This is a genomic window from Flavobacterium sp. SORGH_AS_0622, from assembly GCF_030818825.1.
GTDB lineage: Bacteria > Bacteroidota > Bacteroidia > Flavobacteriales > Flavobacteriaceae > Flavobacterium.
Genome location: NZ_JAUTAX010000001.1, coordinates 5,099,716 through 5,122,865, shown reverse-complemented (window position 1 = coordinate 5,122,865; position 23,150 = coordinate 5,099,716). Strand labels below are relative to the sequence as shown.

The following is a 23,150-nucleotide window of genomic DNA, read 5'->3' as shown; positions in this document are numbered from 1 at the left end:
ATTGGAATTTTATAAAATCATCGTCAGTTGAATTCTCTTTCTATCTTCATCAACTTCCGTAACCTTCACATCAACATGCTGATGTAATTTTACAACCTCGTTTACATCGCTTACAAATCCAGCTTTTAACTGTGAAATATGTACTAAACCGCTTTCTTTGATTCCGATATCAACAAAACAGCCAAAGTTGGTAATGTTATTCACAATTCCAGGTAAAATCATTCCTGTTTTCAAATCTTTGATTGATTTTACATTGGCATCAAACTCAAATACCTTAGCCGACTTTCTTGGATCTAAACCAGGCTTTTCAAGCTCTTTTATGATGTCTTTTAGCGTAAGTAAACCAATTTCAGGTGTAATATAGTTTTCGGCCTTAATAAGCGCTGTTTTCTCTTTATTAGCAATTAATTCGTTTACAGAAATTTTCAAATCTTTTGCCATTTTCTCCACAACTGGATAAGCCTCTGGATGCACTGCCGAATTATCCAGCGGATTTTTAGCATTTGTAATTCTAATGAACGCTGCTCCTTGTTGATAAGCCTTATCTCCCAAACGAGGCACTTTTTTCAACTGTTTTCTGTCTTCAAAAGGTCCGTTTTCAGAGCGGTATTGTACAATGTTTTCTGCCAGCTTCTCTCCTATTCCACTCACATAACTCAGTAAATGTTTACTTGCGGTGTTGATGTTAATTCCAACCGAGTTTACGCAGCGAATTACGGTGTTATCCAATTCTTCTTTTAATTTCGTTTGGTCAACATCGTGCTGATACTGTCCTACTCCAATCGCTTTTGGATCAATTTTTACCAATTCGGCCAGAGGATCTGAAAGTCGTCTTCCGATAGAAACCGAACCACGAACCGTTACATCATAATTTGGAAATTCTTCCCTCGCAATTTTTGATGCCGAATAAACTGAAGCTCCAGCCTCAGAAACTATAAAAACCTGCACTGGTTTGTCGAACGCGATTTTTTTGATGAAAAATTCGGTTTCGCGCGAAGCAGTTCCATTTCCAATAGAAATCGCATCAATTTGATAGGCATTTACCATCGAACGGATTTTTTTAATCGCCATAGTTTCCTCATGTTGAGGCGCGTGCGGGTAAATCGTTTCGTTATATAACAAATCGCCTTTTTCGTCCAGACAAACTACTTTACAACCACTTCTAAATCCTGGATCGATTGCCAGAATACGTTTTTCTCCCAAAGGCGGCGCCAATAATAATTGTCCTAAATTGTTGGCAAAAACCTGAATGGAATTCGCATCGGCTTTTGCTTTTGCTTCCTGTAGTGTTTCGTTTCCAATTGCTGGGTTTAATAAACGTTTGTAACTATCTTCAATTGCTAACTGCAAATGAGCTGTTGTGCTATTTTGTTTTTTAATAATGATTTCGTCAATAACATCGTAAGCATCATCGATATCAACATCTATTTTCATTTTAATAAAACCTTCATTTTCAGCGCGAAGCATTGCCAATAAACGATGCGCCGGCGCTTTTGTCAAAGGCTCCTCCCAATCAAAATACTGACTGAATTTTTGTGCTCCTTCTTCTTCCGCTTTCTTTTTTACGACTTTGGTTGCAATTGTTGCTTTTCGTTGATATAATCTACGAAGCTGTTTACGAACATAAATATTTTCATTAATCCATTCTGCCACAATATCTCGCGCGCCTTGCATAGCCGCTTCTTCATTAATCACATTTTCATTAATGTATTGTGTCGAAACAAAATCGACATCAACATCACTTTCAGACATTATGATTTTTGCCAAAGGCTCTAAACCAAACTCGCGGGCAACATCTGCTTTTGTTTTTTTCTTCTTTTTGTACGGAAGATAGAAATCTTCAATTTCCTGCAGATCAAAACTGTCTTCAATTTTTTTCTTCAAATCCGCCGTGAGCGCTTTTTGTTCTTCAATAGATTTCAGAACTGCTTCTTTACGCTTTACAAGTGTGTCATAATCTTTCTGCAATTTTGCAATCTGCTCAATTACAGTTTCATCAAGATTACCAGTCGCATCTTTTCGATATCTCGAAATAAACGGAATTGTACAATCTTCCTCTAATAATTTTACGGTGTTTTGAATGCTGACTGCAGGTGCCTGAACAGATTTGGCAATGAATTGAATATTAGTCATACGTTTAATGAAATAAATTCTTAATTACAACATGATATAATTTACTTGTTAAAACGATTTGTAAATTCATCAATGATTCGGCTAAAATAATATCTTTGTTTTTAATTTTACGCCAATGGAAATTTTTTTACTCTATTTTTTATTTATAAATATTCTCCTTTTTATTCTTGCTGGATACGATAAATATCTGGCTCGAAAAAATAAACGAAGAATTCCTGAAAATACTTTGTTTTTTCTTCAAACAATTGGCGGAACAATAGGTTTATTAACAGCTATGTTTTTCTTTAAACATAAAACGAGTAAAACTTCATTTATTGTCAAATTCTTATTGATTCTTTTACTACAAGTTGTTTTAATTTACTTCATGCTAACTCAAAAAATATAGATATTAACATTGTTAATAACCTTAAAAAGTATAATTTAAAATAACTTCAATATATTGAATTTAAGTACTTTAAATAAAAAAACCGGATGAATTTTAAAAATCCGCCCGGCTTGTTTATTTACATTGGTGCGAAGCACCCGATTTTTTTTGACTTTTTACGAACAAGCAATCTTATTAACTCTGTTTTGATGTCTTCCGCCTTCAAAAGCTGTTGTCAGGAAAGTTTCAACGATTTCAACTGCTTGATGAATAGAAGTAAAGCGCGCCGGAATACTTACAATATTAGCATCGTTATGCAAACGTGTTAAATAAGCAATTTCCTTAGTCCAGCATAAACCAGCTCTCACTTTCGGATGTTTATTAACAGTCATTGCAATTCCGTTACCGCTTCCGCAGATCACAATTCCAAAATCAGCTTTTCCTTCAGATACATCATTTGCAACAGGATGCCCAAAATCTGGATAATCTACAGAAGCATCAGTATCAGTTCCGTAGTTCGTTACTTCATATCCTTTTGCTTTAAGCATTTCAACAATTGCTTTTTTATATTCTGGTCCAGCGTGGTCGTTTCCTATCGATATTTTCATTTTCTATACTATTAAGTTGTGTAGTACAAATTTACTCAATTAATAAATGGTTGCCACGAATTACACCAATTTTCACAAATTATTTTCTTTTTGAATACTATATAAACATTCCAATAGAAATTCGTGTACATTCGTGAAATTCAAAGCAAAAAGCTTAGAACATAACTTACTTAATATCAAATCCTTACCACTTATTAACAATTTTGATAACTTCATAAGTATCTCATAATCAATAAAGAATAACCAGAATATTTGTTAAAATTTTAAGGTGTTAATAGGAGTTTGTAATTCGTTGATATTCAGTTAACTTTAAATTAACAGAAACTGTTAATAAGTTCGAAAAGAAAATTAGAAGTTTTTTTTGGTTGTGTCGAAAAAAAAACTAATCCAAAACTGGAATCAAAAAACCTAATAAAGTTTCGGGAATTTTTAGAAAAGTTATCAATATCAAAAATGCCATTTTCAACAAATATCAACATATGAACTTATCTACAAAATCAATTCATTTTTGGTTGTCAACCGTTGTTAATTAAAATACAAAAAGTCTTATAAATTAATCTTTTAGCTCAAAATAACTATGTTGATAACTCAAAATAACTAAGAGAAACTTCATTTCAATGCTTTTAAAAATAAATTTATTCGACATATTAACACACTATAATAACCAACAAATTTTTTTAAATTTTTAAAAATCTTTTTTGTTGTATTTAATATATGTTGAAAACTAAAAAAGTTTAAAAAGAAAAAATTGAATTTAGTTTGAAAAAAGAATCTCTTTAAACGATTTTGAGAGGATTGTTTAAGTTGTCAAGGATTTCCTGAACTTGTTCGAAATCGTTGGGATGAACTTTGAGTTTGATTCCACCCAGCGCCGAAGTGTACATTGGAACGACTGAAAGTGTCATTTCGTTTTCGAAAAAATAAGGGATTTGTTCTTGTTCTAGTAAGTGTTTGAGAACCACTGTTTCGTGCTGATAATTGAATATGGCGATGGTCTTAAAGCTTTCCATATGAGGTGTTTTTGTAAATGTACGAAAAGTTATATTTTTAATAATTCTATTTGTTAAAAAGTATTATCTGATTTCTTATTTGTAATTTTAAACCTTATAAGAAAAGATATATGAGTAAGAAAATTAGAAAGCCGATAAAAAAAGAGAAAGATTTCTCTGGAAAAATAATAAAGATTTTATCGCAAAATGCTAATAAACCATTCAATTATAAACAAATAGGAGCAAAGCTTGAACTTGACGATACCAATAGCAGGAATCAAATTATAAAAGAATTAAAAATTCTAGCTTCGCAGAAGAAAATTATAGAAACAGAACCTGGAAAGTATCTAGTAAAAGCCGAAAGTCAGGATTACTACGAAGGAACAATAGATATGACAAGCAGAAAAACGGCATATTTTATTTGTCCAGATTTTGCAGAAGATGTTTTTATTCCGACCAATAATTTGAATCGTGCATTAGATAAAGACAAAGTAAAAGTCTATGTTTATAATAGAAGAAAAGGTAAAAGACCTGAAGGTGAAGTAATTGAAGTTGTAGAAAGGGATAAAACAGAATTTGTTGGTGTAATTGATATGCAGCCAAATTTTGCATTTGTTTCTACTGCAAATCCTAAAATGTATACCGATATTTTTATTCCGAAGGATAAAATTGGTGAAGCAGAAAACGGTGATGTTGTTTTAGTTAAGATCGAAGATTGGCCAAAAAGAGCTGATAGTCCGTTTGGATCTGTCATAAAAGTTTTAGGAAAACCTGGAGAACACAATACTGAGATTCACGCTATTTTAGCGGAATATGGACTTCCATCAGATTTTCCGGTAGAAGTAGAGGTTTATGCACAAAAAATAGATACTTCGATCCAGGAATCTGAAATTGCGAAACGTCGTGATATGCGTGATACGCTTACGTTTACGATAGATCCAAAAGATGCAAAAGATTTTGATGATGCCTTGTCTTTCAAAAAGTTAGAGAATGGAAACTTCGAAATTGGAATTCACATTGCCGATGTTTCTTATTATTTGGAAGAAGGTACAATCTTGGATGATGAAGCTTATCAAAGAGCTACTTCTGTTTACTTAGTAGATAGGGTAGTGCCAATGCTTCCTGAAGTTTTATCTAATTTTGCCTGTTCACTTCGTCCGAATGAAGAGAAATATACATTCTCTGCGATATTCGAAGTTTCGCCAACTGCACAAGTTATTAACCAATGGTTTGGTAGAACAGTAATTTATTCAGATCAGCGTTTTGCTTACGAAGAAGCACAATATATCATTGAAACAAAAGACAATACAATTCCAGTTGATGTTTCAATTACTGGCGAATCTTATGTTGTTTCAGATGAAATTACAGAAGCAACTTTAAAATTAGATGAATTAGCGAAGATTTTAAGAAAGAAAAGAATGCAGAATGGTGCAATTTCTTTTGATAAAGTTGAAGTGAAATTTAATTTGGATGCAGAAGGTGAACCAGAAGGAGTTTACTTTAAAGTATCTAAAGATGCCAATCATTTGATTGAAGAATTTATGCTTTTAGCCAACAGAAAAGTGGCTGAATACATTGGAAAACAAAAGAAAACATTTGTTTACAGGATTCACGACGAACCAAACGAAGACAAATTAATTGCGATGCAAACCGTAATTGCTAAATTTGGTTATAAAATAGATTTCCGTAACAAAGGCGATATTTCAAAGTCTTTGAATGCATTGATGGAAGAAGTAAATGGTAAAAAAGAACAGAACTTAATCGACACTCTTGCGATTAGAAGTATGAGTAAAGCCAAATATTCTACAGATAATATTGGTCATTACGGTTTAGCTTTTGATTATTACAGCCATTTTACATCGCCAATTCGTCGTTATCCAGACGTTATGGTACACCGTTTGCTGCAGTATTATCTGGATGGTGGAGCTTCTGTAGACGAAGAAGTGTACGAAACAAAATGTCTGCATTGTTCCAATATGGAAAGTTTAGCGACAAATGCTGAGCGTGACAGTATTAAATACATGCAGGTTAAATACATGCAGGATCATCAGGACGAAGAATTTTTGGGAGTTATTTCAGGAGTTACAGAATGGGGAATTTATGTTGAAATTGTTTCTAACAAATGCGAAGGAATGGTAAGAATCAGAGAAATAAAAGATGATTACTATACTTTTGATGAAAAGCAGTATGCTTTAGTTGGAGCAACTTCAAACAGTATTTTACAATTAGGAGATGAAATTTATGTTAAAGTAAAAAATGCCGATTTAGTTAAAAAACAATTGGATTTTCATTTTTTAAGAAGAGCAGAATAAAGTTTAATTTTAAAAAAATAAAAGTATGAAAAAGTTAATTATAGGAGCTGCAATTTTATTTGTTCAAATGTCTTTTGGTCAGGTTACCAAAGAGTTAGGTGAATTCGATACCGTAAAAGTTTACGATAAATTAAGTGTAAAATTAGTTCAATCTTCAGAGAATAAAGTTGTTATAAAAGGAGCAAGAGAAGCAGAGGTTGAAGCTGTCAATAAAAATGGAATATTAAAATTAAGAATGCCTTTTCCTAAACTATTATCAGGAAATGATTTAGATATTACTTTGTATTACAAAAGAATAGAATTGATTGATGTTAATGAAGGAGCAGAAGTTACAAGTAAAGAAACACTAAAAGCAACTTCGTTTAAAGTAAGTGCGCAGGAAGGTGGAAAAATTAATGTAGATTTGAATGTTGATAAGTTAAAAGTAAGTTCAGTTTCTGGTGGAGAAATCACTGCAACTGGTAAAGCAGATAACCTTGATGCCAGTTTAGGAGCTGGTGGTTATTTCCTTGGAAGTAAATTAGCGACTTCTCAGACTAATGTAAGCGTTTCTGCGGGAGGAAAAGCTGATGTTAATGCTTCGACCTTAGTTGATGCAAAAGTAAGCGCAGGAGGCTCTATTTACATTTATGGAAAACCAAAGCAAATAAATCAAAAAACAGTTTTTGGAGGTAAAATCGAAGAAGTAAAATAACAAGTTGTATTTTGATGGTAAATGATATTTTGGCTGGACTGCCATGGGGACTTTTTCTAAGTTTTATGGTAGGTCCAGTATTTTTTATACTACTAGAAACCAGTATTACAAAAGGATTCAGAGCAGCAATTGTATTTGACTTCGGTGTAGTTCTAGGTGATATTTTTTTTATAGCTATCGCGTATTTAGGAAGTTACAGATTAATTCAGAGTTTAAAAGATAAACCAGCTTTGTTTATTTTTGGAGGAATAATAATGCTGGCTTATGGTATAATTTCTTTCGTTCGTTTAAAAAATGAAGAAAAAATAGATGATGAGGAAATTGACCGTGATATCATTAAAAGAAACTACGGAAGTCTATTTATAAAAGGCTTTTTACTCAACGTTATCAACATTGGAGTATTAGGTTTTTGGCTGGCTGTTATCATTTCTGTAGGACCAAAATTAGAAATGCAAAACTCAAGAATGATTACATTTTTTGCATCCGTAATCATTACTTATTTACTTGTGGATTGTCTTAAAATATTATTAGCCAAACAATTAAAATCAAAAATGACACCGACCAATATTCTTAAAATCAAAAAGGCAATTAGTATTGTTTTAATGGTTTTTGGAGTTGTGTTAATAACTCAGGGATGGTTTCCAAAAGAAAAAGAAATGGTTCGAAATGCTTTCGAGAAAATCGAAAAGTAGTTTGTTAATAACTCTAAAATACAAAATTAAGCCTCTGAATTTCAGGGGCTTTTTTGTGTTTATAAGTCCTTACGAGGAACGAAATAATCTCACGAAGTAATATCAACATTTAAAATATTACTTTGTTCCTCGCAAGGACCAAAAGAGCATAAATAAAATCTTCAAATTGCTTTGAAGGTTAGAAGCATCGTCTGGATTCGAACATAAATCTTTATCTAATTTTTTCTAAAAATTAAACATAAAAAAACCTCCAAGTTTCCTTGAAAGTTTTAAAACATTTTTGGAATTTTAACGTACATCTTTATCTATTTTTTCTAAATTAAACATAAAAAAACCTCCAAGTTTCCTTGAAGGTTTTGAAGTATCGTCAAGATTCGAACATAAATCTTTATCTAATTTTTTCAAAAAATTAAACATAAAAAACCTCCAAGTTTCCTTGAAGGTTTTTGAGGTATCGTCTGGATTCGAACCGATATATTTTAATTAATTTTTTCTAAAAATTAGACATAAAAAAACCTTCAAAGTAATTTGAAGGTTTTAGAGGCATCGTCCGGATTCGAACCGGAGTAGGAGCTTTTGCAGAGCCCAGCCTAGCCGCTCGGCCACGACGCCATTGCTTGAACGGATGGCAAAAGTAACTAAAATCTTTAAATTTCAAAAGTTTCATATGAACTATTTTGAAAAAATACGATTTTAAATAAAATAATTACTTTCTAATTTCTGTCATTTTTATAGTAACTGACTCAACATCACCACCAATAGGAGGATTAATTTTAGAAACCCAAACTGTTGTTTTTTCTACAGTTTCTATCTCTGCCAGCACACGAATATTGATTCTTTTGGCTACATGTTCTAGTAAATGCGAACGAATCGCCATTTCTTCGGTAACAATTTTGTTCAAATGAACGTAATCAACAGTGTCTAAAAGATGATCTGTTTCAGCCGATTTCTGAAGATTTGTTTTAATTTTTAGATCTACAGTGTAGTCAGATCCTATTTTTCCTTCTTCAATTAAACATCCGTGGTACGAAAAAGTGCGAATGTTTTTAAGTTTAATAACTCCCATTTTTATCTTGTTTCAAGTTTAAAGTTTCAGGTTTTGCGCTAGTTAAATGACTTTAAACCTGAAACCTGAAACCTTTTTTTTATCTTTGCTAAAATTACTATAAAATAATGGCATCAGAAGAGAAATCACTCAATTTTATTGAACAAATCATAGAGGAAGATCTAAAATCAGGTCTTTCACAAACTAAACTTCATTTTCGTTTTCCACCAGAACCAAACGGTTATTTACACATTGGGCACGCTAGTTCTATTGCTTTAAATTTTGGTTTAGGTATTGATTATCAGTCACCTGTAAATTTACGTTTTGACGATACAAATCCAGAAAAAGAAGAGCAGGAATTTGTTGACGCCATTAAAAAAGACGTTGAATGGCTCGGTTATACATGGGCAGAAGAACGTTATGCATCAGATTATTTTCAACAATTATACGATTGGGCTGTTTTATTAATTAAAAAAGATAAAGCCTATGTTGATAGCCAGTCTTCTGAAGATATGGCCATTCAAAAAGGTACGCCATCAACTGTAGGAACAGATAGTCCGTACAGAAATCGTTCTGTTGAAGAAAATTTAGATTTATTTGAAAGAATGAAAAATGGTGAATTTGAGGCTGGTACACATATTCTTCGTGCAAAAATAGACATGAAATCAACCAATATGTTGATGCGTGATCCTATCATGTACAGAATTTTACATAAGCATCATCATAGAACTGGAGATGCCTGGAAAATTTATCCAATGTACGATTGGGCACACGGACAAAGTGATTATTTAGAAGAAATCTCACATTCATTTTGTACACTTGAATTCTTGCCTCACCGTGAATTATACGATTGGTTTTTAGACCAGATTTTAGACGAAAATAAACTGCGTCCGAAACAAAGAGAATTTGCCAGACGTAATTTATCACATACCGTTGTTAGTAAAAGAAAATTACAGCAACTAGTTAAGGAAAAGCATGTTAACGGTTGGGATGATCCTAGAATGTCAACAATTTCTGGGTTAAGAAGACGTGGTTATACAGCAGCATCTTTACGTAATTTTGCCAACACAATTGGAATTGCAAAACGTGATAATTTAATTAATGTATCGGTTTTAGAATTCTGTATTCGTGAAGATTTGAACAAAATTGCACCTCGTGTAATGGCTGTTTTAGATCCGGTAAAATTGGTAATTACAAATTATCCAGAAGGGAAAGAGGAGTGGTTAGAAGCTGAAAATAATCAGGAAGATGAAAATGCAGGTTTCAGAAAAGTACCTTTTTCTCGTGAATTATACATCGAAAGAGAAGACTTTTTAGAAGAAGCTCCAGCTAAATTTTTCCGTTTGACATTAGGAAAAGAAGTACGTCTTAAAAATGCATATATCATTAAAGGTGAATCTGTTATAAAAGATGCAGAAGGAAATATCACAGAAATTCATGTAACATATGATACTGATTCTTTAAGCGGAAGCGGGACAGAAGCAAGCCAAAGAAAAGTATCTGGAACATTGCATTGGGTTTCAATTCAGCATGCATTAGAAGCAGAAGTTCGTTTATACGATCGTTTGTTTACAGATGAAGCTCCAGACAGTTATAAAGAGAAAAATTTCTTAGATTTTGTGAATCCAAATTCATTAGAAATTGTAACTGGATATGTTGAACCAAGTTTAGCTACAGCTCAAAATGAAGATAAATTCCAGTTTCAACGTTTGGGTTATTTTACTGTTGATAAAGACTCAACTGCTTCAAAATTAGTGTTTAACAAAACTGTTGGACTAAAAGATGCTTGGGAAGAAAAAGGTAAAAAAGAAGAAAACAGCATTAATAATTCGTTAAAAGAAATCAACAAATATTTTAAAGTTGAAAGTAAACCAGAACGTATTGCAATTGAAAGTGCAATAGGGGAGAACATTAAAAATGTTACTAGTTTTTCACTTTTACAAAATTCTTTAAAGAAGAATATCAACAATAATAAGGCTTCGTTGTTGTTTGCTCAATTTATTTTGAAATATGGAAGTTGGAAATCGACCGATTTTGAAGAACAAGATATTAAGAAATTATATTTAATGTCTTTAAAAAGTGAATCAACTTATGTTCGATCTAAAGCATTATTAAATTTGAGAGATATTGAAGAAGTAAGTTTCAAAAATCAATTTGATGATGAAATTTTAAAATTATATTCAAATCCTCCCAAAAATGCATCGGAGAGAGAAATTGAAATTCTTGCCGAGATGGTAAAAAAATAAAATAATTAGAATCTATGGAGAAGCGCTTTTTAAAAGCGCTTTTTTATTATATATAAAATTTATTAAAATATTAAAATCTATAAATTTTATAAATTAAAAACAGCTTTCATAAATTAATTTTAAAGCATTTTTTTAATTCTTCCACCTCATTAATCTTATTTTAAAAGATCTTTTATTAAAAGTCTTTATTTTAAATTTTACTTTTTTTACTACCTATTTTACGTTTTTTGAACCAGATTTTTTTCTTTAAAAATTTTTAAATGAAATTTTGGTATAATTTTTTAGTGTATTTTAAATTATAAAATAGTTTTATCGATATTTTATATATGATAATTTATTTTTATTATTATTAAAATTGATGTGTATAATAAAAAATATAGATTTTATAAATAAAAAGTGACCTTTATAAATTTATTATAAGAGGCTTTTTAAATTTATCCATCTCTAGAATCCTATTTTTTAAATTGATTGAAATTTGCTGCTTATTTTAAGTTTTGAATTTTTTGACCCAATTTTTACCTTCTACTAACTTTTTTATTTTTTCATAATGTAAAACCGATTTTTATTATATAAATTAATATGATTAAAATTTTAAAACGATAGTTTAATTTAATAATTAATATAATTGATTAAAATCATATTTATTATAGTTTTTATATATTAAAAATAGCTTAAATAAATTAATTTTAACGCATTTTTTTATTCAAGTTGATATGTAACTCGTTTTTTGATTTATTGTTTATTTATGAGCTTTATTTTAGTTTTAGCTGTTATTTTTGTCAGTTTAACGGGTTGTTAACATACAATTGTTTATAAAGTTGCTATTTTTAACTCAATACCAAAAGTCAGAGATGATTTTTATAAAAATTAAAATTTGCCGTTAAAGAAACTAAACTGAAATTTATTGTTTTTAAAAACTCGAAATTTTTACAACAGTAAATTTTCAAAATTGATTTCTTGAAAAGACAATTTTATGTTCTCATTTTTATTGTGATGTAATCCTGATAATATTTCGCGTAAAAGGTATTTTTCAAATTGTATCATAATGTACAAAATTCCATAATGTTGAATTTGTGTTAAGCTTTAGTTTTTAAATTTCAAATCTGATCATTTTTAATTTAAATCTAATTATCATGAAAATTTTATATTTTACGCTAGCAATGTTATTTGCAAATGTTGCAATTTCACAAACACATCAAATTACAAAACATAATGGTGAACAACTTGATGTTAATTTCATAAAAAACGAAAATGGTTTAATTTATTATTCACTAAACGGAAGTTCAGAAGAAATTAAAATTAGCAAACATGCTGTTTCATCAATTACGAATAAGCAAACCAAACAAACTCAAAAAATTTCTGATAAAATAATAGTAGATTCAAAAGACGATTACAAAATGGTAACTGTTCTGCCTCAGGAAAAGACAATAGGACTGAAGCAAGCTGCTAGTTTTACTGGTGTCTCGACAAGGACAAAAGGTGAACCGCCAATTGCAAACCAGAAACAAACTGCTATGAGAATAAAATCTAAGTCGGCTTCAAATGGTTCTCCTTTTGTGAGTATTGTTGAAAAAGGTGATGGAAAATATGAAGCAGTTACTTATGTGTATTAATTCTATTGTTAAATTTTGAATTTTACTGTTTAGCATTTTAAAAAAGAACTATCTTTATTAATCACTTAAAAAGAAATATTATGTCTAATAATTCAAATACAATTGCAGCAATTTTAGCTGGTGCTGCAGTAGGAGCGGCAATCGGGATTTTATTTGCTCCAGAAAAAGGATCAAAAACCCGAGCTAAAATTAAAGAAGGAATTGATGATGCAAAACATAATTTGCAGGATTCATTTGAAGCAAGTTCTGAAGTACTACGTGAAAAATTCACAGGTGCAACAAAAAATCTTGATGGAACTTTGAATGATTTACTTTCAAATGTAAGTCATAAGACAGAAGAAGTGATCACTTTTTTAGAATCTAAATTGGCTGATTTAAAAGCACAAAACGCTAAACTTCAAAAATAAAATCTATTAATTTGTACCAAAAGCACTTAACTTGCTTATTTTTATAAGACAGTTTTGTGCTTTTTTTATTTTAAAAATCTATTTATGGCTTTTGAAGAATTAAAAGAAAACACCGAAAAAATTCAGGATCAGACTAAAGTTTACATCGACAGTCATTTGGCCTATTATAAACTTTGGGGTTTTAAAGTAGCAATGAAATCAACAACTTTAATTTTTAAATTCACGTTGATATTATTGTGTTTTAGTATGGTTTTGATTTTTGGATCTTTTGCAGCAGCTTATGCTTTTGGAGATTTGTTAGGCAGTAATGCTCTAGGATTTTTAGCAGTAGGAGGGATTTATCTATTATTTACTATTTTACTTTTCTTTATAAAAGATAAAATGGTTGAAGGTCCAATTTTAGAAAAATTTTCAGAAATATTTTTTAACGATTGAGAATTATGGAAAAGAAAAAATACTCATCTTATGCTGAAATTGACAGAGATTTAGAAATCTTAAAATTGGAAAAAGATATCAATTATCAGAAATTGGTTTTAAGTTTTCAGAGAACAAAAGAAAGCATAACTCCTCAAAATATAGTAAACGGATTTGTTTCATCGTATACAGATTATTTTAAAAATTCGTATCCGCAAATACTTCAATCTATAATACCATTTGTTATCAATTGGTTTACCAATAAAAAAAGAGGCCGTTAAGCCTCTTTTTTATTTTACAATTATTGTTGAACATCTGGTTGAATATCATCTTCATAACCAGATTGAGGTTTTATTTGTTTTGGTTTTTCTACTTTTTTATTATTTTTCTTCATCATTTCGCCAACTTGGTTAGAAGCTGAAAAAGAAGCAACCATATTATTCAACATGTCACTTCCGGCTTGTGGTGAGTTTGGTAAAAGAATCAAGTTAGAGTTCGTATCAGATCCGATAGATTGTAGAGTATCATAATGTTGTGTAACTACAATTAAGGCAGATGCTTCTTGAGAATTAATTCCAACATTGTTCAAAACTTCAACACTTTCTACAAGACCTCTAGCAATTTCACGACGTTGATCTGCAATACCTTGACCTTGTAAACGTTTACTTTCTGCTTCTGCTTTTGCTTTTGCAACGATTCTAATTCTTGAACTTTCTGCTTCAAATTCTGCTGCAGTTTTTTCTCTATCAGCAGCATTAATTCTGTTCATTGCATTTTTTACCTGGATATCTGGATCAATATCAGTTACCAAGGTATTGATAATATCATAACCGTAAGTAGTCATTGCTTCATTCAATTCTCTTTTTACCGCAATTGCAATATCATCTTTTCTTTCAAAAACATCGTCCAGTTTTAGTTTCGGAACTTCGGCACGGACAACGTCAAAAACGTAAGCCGTAATCTGATCGTGTGGATATTCTAGTTTGTAAAATGCATCATACACTTTGTCTTGAATTACTTTAAACTGAACTGAAACTTTCATTTTAATAAAAACGTTGTCTTTAGTTTTAGTTTCGATGATAACATCTAATTGCTGGATTTTAAGATTTACACGTCCGGCCAATCTATCTACCAACGGAATTTTAAGTTGTAATCCTGAATTTCTAACACTCTGAAATTTTCCGAACCTTTCTATTATGACAGAACTCTGTTGTTTTACTGTAAAGAAAGAAGACATGAAAATGAAGAATGCCAATACTAAAAAGATAATTAATCCTGTACCCATGGTTATAAAATTTATGTTTATGATTTTGGTAAATTACGAAAATTCTTCTAAAATAAAATTTTTAGACATTAAAAAAACGCTAAGAACATTTGTGATATGTTTCTTAGCGTTTCAATTTTAATTCGAATTCTAATTATAAAGTAGCTATCGCTTTCTGAATTCTCGAAATAGTTTCTTCTTTTCCAATGATTTCAACAATGTCAAATAGGTGAGGACCTTTAAGTGCTCCAACCAAACTTAAGCGGAAAGGCTGCATAACTTTACCCATTCCGATTTCGTTTTTGGTTAACCAATCTTTTACAATTGCTTCGATATTTGCAGAATCAAAACCATCAATATATTCTAGAGTAGAAATCAATTCCTGCATTAAAGCTGGAGTTTCTTCTTTCCAGTTCTTGCTTGCTTTTTCATCATAAGATGTTGGAGCTTGGAAAAAGAAATCTGTTAGATCCCAAAATTCAGAAACAAAATGCGCTCTTTCTTTTATTAATGAAACAATTCTTGTGATGTCATATTTAGAAATGTCAATTCCTTTTTCTTCTAAAATAGGAGTGAAGGCTTTAGCTAAATTCTCGTCATTTTGTTTTACTAAATATTGGTGATTGAACCATTTGTTTTTCTCCGGATCAAATTTAGCTCCAGCTTTATGCACTCTGTTCAAGTCAAAAGATTGAGCTAATTCTTCTAAAGAAAATAATTCTTTATCAGTTCCATCATTCCATCCTAATAAAGCCAGGAAGTTGACAACCGCTTCTGGGAAAAATCCTTTTTCTCTGTAACCAGATGAAACTCCTTCTTCAGTTTTCCATTCTAAAGGAAATACTGGGAATCCCATTTTATCACCATCTCTTTTTGATAATTTACCATTTCCAATTGGTTTTAAAATCAAAGGTAAATGAGCAAATTCTGGAGCTTCCCAACCAAATGCTTTGTATAACAAAACGTGAAGTGGCATAGATGGCAGCCATTCTTCGCCACGAATAACGTGTGAAGTTTCCATCAAATGATCATCTACAATATTTGCTAAATGGTATGTTGGCATTCCATCACTTTTAAACAAAACTTTATCATCCAAAAGATTAGTTTCAAACTTCACATCTCCGCGAATAATATCTTTCAAATGTAAAGTTTCATCAACCGGAGTTTTAAAACGGATTACATAATGTTCGCCATTTGCAATTCTTTTAGCAGTTTCTTCTGCAGAAATTACTAAAGAAGTATCTAATTTTTCACGGTTGTGATGATTGTAAATAAATGTTTTTCCTTCAGCTTCGTGTTGTTTTCTATGTGCATCCAAAGCTTCAGAAGTATCAAAAGCATAATAAGCCCAGCCAGAATTTATTAATTGATCTGCATATTGCTGGTACAAATCTTTACGTTCGCTTTGTCTGTATGGACCAAATTTTTCATTTTTCCCTACAGTTTCTTCAGGAGCAATTCCTAACCATTCAAGTGCTTCCATAATGTAAGCCTCTGCACCTGGAACAAAACGGGTCTGATCTGTATCTTCAATTCGAAGATAAAAAACACCGTTATGTTTTTTTGCAAATAAATAATTAAATAGGGCAGTACGAACTCCGCCAATATGTAATGGTCCAGTTGGACTTGGTGCAAAACGCACGCGAACTTGCTTTGACATTTGTTTAAAATTTTGATGCAAAGATACAACTTTAGATAAATCCCAATTTTTTAAAATTCCAAATTCCAAACACAGTGAATAGTTGGAATTTGGAATTTAATTTTTTGGAATTTGAATCTTTATAATTACTACTTTTATAGGTTATAATCAAAACAGATTTATTTTGAAAACAACATCTGCTATATACCAGAAGCTCGAGGCTTTCATTAAGAAATATTATACCAACGAACTGATAAAAGGAATGCTTCTTTTTACTGGTTTTGGATTATTGTATTTTTTATTTACGCTTTTCGTAGAGTACTTTCTATGGTTAAAACCTTTAGGAAGAACTTTTCTATTCTGGTTATTTATTGCAGTTGAAGTTTTCCTTCTGGTTAGATTAATTATTTTCCCTTTGTTTAAATTATTTAAACTTCAAAAAGGAATAGATTATACTCAGGCATCTAAAATTATTGGAAACCATTTCACAGAAGTAAGTGATAAGTTGACTAACTTTTTACAATTATCAGCTGATAATAATGCTGAAAGTTCTGAATTGGTTTTGGCTTCAATAGAACAAAAAGCAAATTCTTTACAGCCAATTCCTTTTGGAAATGCCATTAATTTTAAAGCCAATAAAAAATATCTGCCATTAGCATTAGTTCCAGTTTTGCTTTTTGCAGTGTTTTATATTTCTGGAAATAGCAATATAATTTCGCAGAGTTTGAATAGAGTAGTGCATTTCAATTCTGCATTTTTGCCACCGGCTCCTTTTAAATTTGTCGTTTTAAATTCTAATTTACAAGCAGAACAAAACAAAGATTTCGTGATCAAAATGGAATCAGTTGGGAATGTTGTTCCAGAAAATGTCATGATCCATATTGGTGATGAAAGTTATTTTATGGAATCTTCACAGCCAGGAAAGTTTGAATTTAAAGTTGAAAAACCAGCAGAAGATATTAGCTTTTCTTTTGAAGGAAATAATGTTACTTCTCAAGAATATGAATTGAAAGTTATTACAGTTCCATCTATTGCAAACTTCGAAATGGTTTTAAATTTTCCTTCTTACTTAAAGAAAAAATCTGAGACAATTCAGGGAACTGGAAACGCAATTGTACCAGAGGGAACAACAGTAACTTGGAAAATGAATACCAAATCAACTCAAGAAATTATATGGAAAAGAAATAATGAAGTTTTTAGATTTAATAAGATAGAAAATGACTTTAAATTGGCTAAAAATATTAGTCAAAATACAGAATATCAAATTCTTACGTCAAATGATAAGGTTAAAAACTACGAGAAATTAGACTATCAGCTATCTGTTATTAAAGATCAATATCCAACCATCAATGTTGGTCCAGCACCAGACAGTTTAAAGCTGGATAAGAACTATATTTTAGGAAGATTAGGTGATGATTACGGACTTTCAAAACTACAAATTGTATACTACGAACGTAACAAACCTCAGTCTGCTAAACGTGGAAACATTCCGGTAAAGGCTGGTGTATTTGATCAGTTTGTTTTTAATTTTCCGAGTAACCTTCCAGTAGAAGAAGGAGTTTCATACGAATACTATTTTGAAGTTTTTGATAATGATGCGCCACATGGTTTTAAGAGTACAAAGTCTTCAACGTTTTCAGATCGAGTAGCTACAACAGAGGAGATTCAAGATCAAGAATTGCAACAGCAAAATCAAAACATTAATAGTTTATCTAAATCTTTGAAGAACCAAAACAAGCAGATTTCAGAAATGGATAAGCTTCAAAATACCGGAAAAGAGAAAGATAATTTAGAGTTTAAAGATCAGCAGAAGATCAATGATTTTATCAAACGTCAGAAACAACAAGACGAAATGATGAAACAGTTTTCTGAAAAAATGAATCAGAACTTAGATAAATTTAAGGATGATAAGAAAGATAAAACGGCTGAAGATTTACAAAAACGTTTAGATAATGCACAAAAAGATTTAGAAAAGAATCAGAAATTATTAGACGAATTGAAGAACTTAAACGATAAATTAAACAGTGAAGAATTGTTTGATAAGATGGAAAAGTTCAAACAAATAAGCAAAAACCAATCTCGTAATTTAGAACAATTGGTTGAGTTGACCAAGCGTTTTTATGTTTCTAAGAAAGCAGAACAAGTTGCTGAGAAACTAAATAAACTGTCAGAACAACAGGAACAGTTATCTAATAAAGAGAAAGAAAACACTAAAGAAAAACAAGATGAAATCAATAAATCTTTTGATAAGATTCAAGAAGATTTAAAAGATTTGAAAGAGGAAAATAAGACTTTGAAGAAACCTTTGGATATTCCATCTGATGCTTCAAAAGAGAAAGATGTAGATAATGATCTTCAAAAAGCTTCAGAAGAATTAAGTAAAAAGAATACTTCTTCGGCTAAGCCAAAACAGAAAAGTGCTTCAAAGAAAATGAAAAGCATGGCTCAGGAAATGCAGAGCGAAATGGAAGGCGGCGAGCAAGAACAGATGGAAGAAGATGTAGCAATGCTTCGTCAGATTCTAGACAACCTTTTAGCATATTCTTTATCACAAGAAGATGTAATGAAACAGTTTAAATCTATGAAATTAGGTTCATCTGCATTTACAAAAAATATTAAAATTCAGCAGAATTTAAAACAACAATTCAGACATGTTGATGATAGTTTGTTTGCACTTTCACTACGTAATCCAAAAGTAGCTGAAGACGTAACCAAAGAAATTGGCAACGTACAATATAACATGGATAAAGCTATAGAAACTCTAACCGATGTTCAAATTCCAAGAGGAGTTTCACACCAGCAATATGCAGTTTCATCTGCGAATAAGTTAGCTGATTTCTTGAGTGATTTATTGAATAATATGCAGATGTCCATGTCTAAACCGGGAGCGGGAAAACCTAAACCAGGAGATGGTCAAGGGATGCAACTACCAGATATTATTCAGAAACAAAAAGGACTTGCTGATAAAATGAAAGAAGGAATGAAACCAGGTCAAAAGCCTGGTGATAAACCGGGGGAAGGTCAAGAAGGAAAGTCTGGTCAAGGACAAAGTGGAAAAGGAAAAGAAGGTCAGGGTAAAGAAGGGCAAGGTAACAAAAGCGGTGATAAAGGTTCTTCTGGTAAAGATGGAAAAAGCGGTAAAGGAGAAAAGGGAGATAAGAATGGAAATGAAGGTGAAGATGGAGAAGGAGATGCAGAAGCTATAATGGAGATATACAAAGAACAGGTTAAACTTCGTGAAGCTTTACAAAAAGAATTAGCGAAGAAAGGTTTAGATTCTCAAGGCAAATCTGTAATCGATCAGATGAAGCAATCAGAAAAGCAAATTTTAAATAAAGGATTTAAGAATGAAAACCTGCAGCGTATCTTAAATATTCAACAAGAATTATGGAAACTAAACAACGCAGTTCAGCAACAAGGACAAGATACACAAAGGCAATCTGAAACCAATAAAGCTGAATTTAGTAATCGTTCGAATGTTTTACCAAGTTCATTATTGGAATATTTAAACAGTGTAGAGATATTAAACAGACAATCACTACCTTTGCGCTCGAATTTTAATCAAAAAGTTCAAGAATACTTTAATACAAAATGATAAATTTTAATTACGAAACTGATTTTACTTTAGGAGACGAGCAGGCTTTTAGTGACTGGCTTAGTGCTGTGATTGTTTCTGAAAAGAAAAAAGAAGGAGAGATCAATTATATATTTTGTGATGATGAATATCTACATAAGATCAATGTTGAATATCTAGATCACGATACACTTACAGATATTATTAGTTTTGACTATACTGTTGGCAACGAGTTAAATGGAGATATTTTTGTATCTGTAGAACGTGTTGCAGACAATGCTAAAGACTTCAATGTTTCGTTTGCTGAAGAATTGAAAAGAGTACTTTCTCATGGAATACTTCATTACTGCGGTTACAAAGACAAAACAGAAGAAGATGCTCAATTAATGAGAGCAAAGGAAGAAGAAAAGATGAAGATGTTTCACGTGGAACAGTAATTAAATCTCTTTTTTATTTTTCAATGTTCCACGTGAAACGTTGTGGTTTTTAATTTTTAAGAACGTTCCACGTGAAACATGTTTATAGGAAATGAAAGTTTTTTATAACGTTCCACGTGGAACATAAAGTAATGAATTCAATAAAACAATAAATCGTTCCACGTGGAACATGATTCTTGATAGGTTTTTAGAAGTAGAGAATGGAAGTTTAGGAAATGTTTCACGTGAAACATTTCGTTTTAAAGATTGTATTTTGAAAGTATGGATTTGAAGTTCTATTTTGAAGATTCTGTTTTGAAGATTCTGTTTTGAAGATTCTGTTTTGAAGATTCTATTTTGAAGATTCTATTTTGAAGATTCTATTTTGAAGATTCTATTTTGAAGATTCTATTTTGAAGATTCTATTTTGAAGATTCTATTTTGAAGATTCTATTTTGAAGATTCTATTTTGAAGATTCTATTTTGAAGATTCGGGTTTGAAGACTCCAGTTTTGGAATTTGGAATTTTATAGATTGAAAATTAAATATGCGTTCCACGTGGAACAAGGAAAATATAAATGTAATTCTAAAAACCGCGTTAGAGGTTTTTGGAGAATAATAAAACAAAATGTTTTTAGAAGAATACGATGTTATTGTGGTGGGTGCAGGCCATGCTGGTTCTGAAGCTGCGGCTGCGGCTGCAAATTTGGGATCGAAAACTTTATTGGTTACAATGAGTTTGCAAAACATTGCACAAATGTCTTGTAATCCTGCGATGGGAGGAATTGCAAAAGGACAGATCGTTCGAGAAATTGACGCGCTTGGTGGATATTCGGGAATTGTTTCGGATAGAACGGCAATTCAATTTAAAATGTTGAATAAATCAAAAGGACCTGCAATGTGGTCGCCGAGAGTTCAAAGTGACAGAATGCGTTTTGCTGAGGAATGGAGAATGATGTTGGAGGGAACTCCAAATCTTGATTTCTACCAAGAAATGGTAAAAGGACTGATTATTGAGAATGGAAAGATAAAAGGAATTAGAACTTCACTTGGTGTGGAGATTCGTTCCAAATCTGTGGTTTTGACAAATGGTACTTTTTTGAATGGTTTAATTCATATTGGAGAAAAACAATTCGGAGGAGGAAGAGCAGGCGAAAGTGCTGCGACTGGAATTACCGAGGATTTGATTAAAGCAGGTTTTGAAGCTGGAAGAATGAAAACAGGAACGCCACCTCGAGTAGATGGACGTTCTTTAGATTATTCTAAAATGAATGAAGAAAAAGGAGATGCGAAGCCATCTAAATTTTCGTATTCAGATGTGACAGCTCCATTAACACATCAGCGTTCTTGTTACATGACTTACACTTCGTTGAATGTTCATGATATTTTAAGAGAAGGTTTTGATCGTTCTCCAATGTTCAACGGAAGAATCAAAAGTTTAGGTCCGAGATATTGTCCTTCGATTGAAGATAAAATAAATCGTTTTGCAGATAAAGAGCGTCATCAATTATTTGTTGAACCAGAAGGATGGAATACTTGTGAAGTTTATGTAAACGGATTTTCAACTTCGCTTCCTGAGGATATTCAGTTTAAAGCGCTTCGTTCTGTAGCAGGTTTTGAGAATGTAAAATTCTTTAGACCTGGTTATGCTATCGAATATGATTTCTTTCCGCCAACACAATTGAAACATACTTTGGAAACAAAGTTGGTAGAGGGATTATATTTTGCTGGACAAATAAATGGAACAACTGGATATGAAGAAGCAGCTTCTCAAGGTTTGATGGCTGGAATAAATGCGCATTTAAAAGTGCACGAAAAAGATCCGTTGATTTTAAAACGTGATGAAGCGTATATTGGAGTTCTAATTGATGACTTAATTACCAAAGGAACTGAAGAACCATATCGTATGTTTACATCTAGAGCAGAATATAGAACATTGTTGCGTCAAGATAATGCCGATTTCAGATTGACTCCAATGTCGTATGAAATTGGTTTAGCTTCTGAGGATCGTTTACGCAGAATGGAACAGAAATTAAACGAATCTGAAAAGATGGTTTCGTTCTTCAAAGAAACAAGTGTTAGTGTTGCAGAAACAAATCCAATTTTGGAGACAAAAGAATCTGCTCCAATTACACAAGGAGATAAAATGTTTAAAATTTTCTCTCGTCCACAAGTTGAATTAGAGGACATGGTGAAATTTGAAAAAGTCGCATCATATATTCAAGAAAATGATTTGGATGAAGAAATTGTTGAGCAAGCAGTTATTCAAGTAAAATATTCTGGTTATATTGAGAAAGAAAGAAATAATGCTGATAAACTAAATCGTTTAGAAGAAGTAAAGATTCCAGAGAATTTTGACTATAACAAAATTAAATCAATGTCAATTGAAGCAAAACAAAAATTAAGCAAGATACGTCCTGTGACAATTTCTCAAGCTTCAAGAATAAGCGGGGTATCACCAAGTGATATTTCTGTGCTTTTGATTTATATGGGAAGGTAGTCTAATTTTATATTTCAGATTGTTGATTTTAGATTTTAGTTTTTTAATTTATATTATAAATCTAAAATATGAAATGTTCCACGTGAAACCTTTTACAAAATAAATAATCTAATTTATCGTTTCACAATCTGAAAAAGACATCTTTTCGAGTGTAATATTTTCTAAAACTTGTGCAAAATAAGATTTGCAATTATGTTGAATATTAATCTCGTGAGAACGAAAAGAATTTAAAAGAATAAA

Annotated in this window: 18 protein-coding genes and 1 tRNA gene; 12 read left to right on the top strand and 7 right to left on the bottom strand. The window is 31.4% G+C overall.

All coding sequences use genetic code 11. The annotated features are described in order from the left end of the window. Positions 1–9 precede the first annotated feature (9 nt). Positions 10–2,133: a Tex family protein gene (locus tag QE431_RS21920; RefSeq protein ID WP_307300275.1), complete on the bottom strand. Its 2,124-nt coding sequence runs from the start codon at positions 2,131–2,133 to the stop codon at positions 10–12. Between the two features lie 115 nt (positions 2,134–2,248). Here QE431_RS21920 and QE431_RS21915 point away from each other — a divergent pair, with 115 nt between their 5' ends. Beyond that, complete coding sequence (locus QE431_RS21915) at positions 2,249–2,518, top strand: DUF1294 domain-containing protein (RefSeq protein WP_307300272.1); 270 nt, start codon at positions 2,249–2,251, stop codon at positions 2,516–2,518. Positions 2,519–2,673: 155 nt separating this feature from the next. Here QE431_RS21915 and rpiB read toward each other — a convergent pair whose 3' ends face one another. After that, positions 2,674–3,105 (bottom strand): ribose 5-phosphate isomerase B, encoded by a 432-nt coding sequence (gene rpiB / locus QE431_RS21910; protein WP_057115463.1) that lies wholly within the window; start codon positions 3,103–3,105, stop codon positions 2,674–2,676. A 776-nt stretch (positions 3,106–3,881) separates the two neighbouring features. Continuing rightward, positions 3,882–4,115 carry a putative signal transducing protein gene (locus tag QE431_RS21905; protein WP_057115462.1) on the bottom strand — a complete coding sequence of 78 codons (234 nt, stop codon included), beginning with the start codon at positions 4,113–4,115 and terminating at the stop codon, positions 3,882–3,884. Positions 4,116–4,225: 110 nt separating this feature from the next. On the opposite strand from QE431_RS21905, the gene rnr reads away from it, so the two are divergent. The 3 genes from rnr to QE431_RS21890 are packed head-to-tail and all read left to right on the top strand — an operon-like array spanning position 4,226 to position 7,792. Further along, positions 4,226–6,406, top strand: coding sequence for a ribonuclease R (gene rnr, locus QE431_RS21900; protein ID WP_281867007.1), 2,181 nt, complete (start codon positions 4,226–4,228; stop codon positions 6,404–6,406). A 25-nt stretch (positions 6,407–6,431) separates the two neighbouring features. After that, entirely contained in the window at positions 6,432–7,100 is a 669-nt protein-coding gene (locus QE431_RS21895; protein WP_057115460.1) for a head GIN domain-containing protein, read from the top strand. 14 nt (positions 7,101–7,114) lie between these two features. Beyond that, the gene (locus QE431_RS21890; RefSeq protein ID WP_307300266.1) at positions 7,115–7,792 is read left to right on the top strand and encodes a LysE family translocator; all 678 of its coding nucleotides are present in this window, start codon (positions 7,115–7,117) and stop codon (positions 7,790–7,792) included. A gap of 541 nt (positions 7,793–8,333) precedes the next feature. Here the strand turns inward: QE431_RS21890 and QE431_RS21885 are convergent. Then, positions 8,334–8,404 (bottom strand) — tRNA-Cys (locus QE431_RS21885). A 94-nt stretch (positions 8,405–8,498) separates the two neighbouring features. Next, on the bottom strand, positions 8,499–8,858 hold the full coding sequence (gene folB, locus QE431_RS21880; protein WP_057115457.1) for a dihydroneopterin aldolase: 360 nt from the start codon (positions 8,856–8,858) through the stop codon (positions 8,499–8,501). A gap of 107 nt (positions 8,859–8,965) precedes the next feature. On the opposite strand from folB, the gene QE431_RS21875 reads away from it, so the two are divergent. From QE431_RS21875 to QE431_RS21855, 5 genes are all read left to right on the top strand, one after another. After that, positions 8,966–11,083 carry a glutamine--tRNA ligase/YqeY domain fusion protein gene (locus tag QE431_RS21875; protein ID WP_307300262.1) on the top strand — a complete coding sequence of 706 codons (2,118 nt, stop codon included), beginning with the start codon at positions 8,966–8,968 and terminating at the stop codon, positions 11,081–11,083. A 1,133-nt stretch (positions 11,084–12,216) separates the two neighbouring features. Further along, positions 12,217–12,696, top strand: coding sequence for a hypothetical protein (locus tag QE431_RS21870; RefSeq protein WP_281867005.1), 480 nt, complete (start codon positions 12,217–12,219; stop codon positions 12,694–12,696). A gap of 80 nt (positions 12,697–12,776) precedes the next feature. Then, positions 12,777–13,103, top strand: a complete 327-nt coding sequence (locus QE431_RS21865) for a YtxH domain-containing protein (RefSeq protein WP_057115454.1) — start codon at positions 12,777–12,779, stop codon at positions 13,101–13,103. 84 nt (positions 13,104–13,187) lie between these two features. Beyond that, positions 13,188–13,538 carry a competence protein gene (locus QE431_RS21860; protein WP_134138790.1) on the top strand — a complete coding sequence of 117 codons (351 nt, stop codon included), beginning with the start codon at positions 13,188–13,190 and terminating at the stop codon, positions 13,536–13,538. Between the two features lie 5 nt (positions 13,539–13,543). Beyond that, positions 13,544–13,798, top strand: a complete 255-nt coding sequence (locus QE431_RS21855) for a DUF6327 family protein (protein WP_281867003.1) — start codon at positions 13,544–13,546, stop codon at positions 13,796–13,798. 20 nt (positions 13,799–13,818) lie between these two features. Here the strand turns inward: QE431_RS21855 and QE431_RS21850 are convergent, their stop codons facing one another. Both QE431_RS21850 and gltX read right to left on the bottom strand, forming a co-directional pair. Continuing rightward, entirely contained in the window at positions 13,819–14,802 is a 984-nt protein-coding gene (locus QE431_RS21850) for an SPFH domain-containing protein (protein WP_057115451.1), read from the bottom strand. A 133-nt stretch (positions 14,803–14,935) separates the two neighbouring features. Next, a complete protein-coding gene (gltX, locus tag QE431_RS21845; protein WP_307300257.1) occupies positions 14,936–16,441 on the bottom strand; it encodes a glutamate--tRNA ligase in 1,506 nt (501 codons plus the stop codon). 163 nt (positions 16,442–16,604) lie between these two features. Between gltX and QE431_RS21840 the strand changes: the two genes are divergently transcribed. The 3 genes from QE431_RS21840 to mnmG all read left to right on the top strand — a co-directional run bounded on the left by QE431_RS21840 (position 16,605) and on the right by mnmG (position 22,910). Continuing rightward, a complete protein-coding gene (locus tag QE431_RS21840) occupies positions 16,605–20,015 on the top strand; it encodes a DUF4175 family protein (protein WP_307300255.1) in 3,411 nt (1,136 codons plus the stop codon). Beyond that, entirely contained in the window at positions 20,012–20,431 is a 420-nt protein-coding gene (ybeY, locus tag QE431_RS21835) for an rRNA maturation RNase YbeY (RefSeq protein WP_134138785.1), read from the top strand. Before QE431_RS21840 ends, ybeY begins: the two co-directional genes overlap by 4 nt. Positions 20,432–21,038: 607 nt before the next feature. Then, a complete protein-coding gene (gene mnmG / locus QE431_RS21830; RefSeq protein ID WP_307300252.1) occupies positions 21,039–22,910 on the top strand; it encodes a tRNA uridine-5-carboxymethylaminomethyl(34) synthesis enzyme MnmG in 1,872 nt (623 codons plus the stop codon). Positions 22,911–23,150 lie beyond the last annotated feature (240 nt).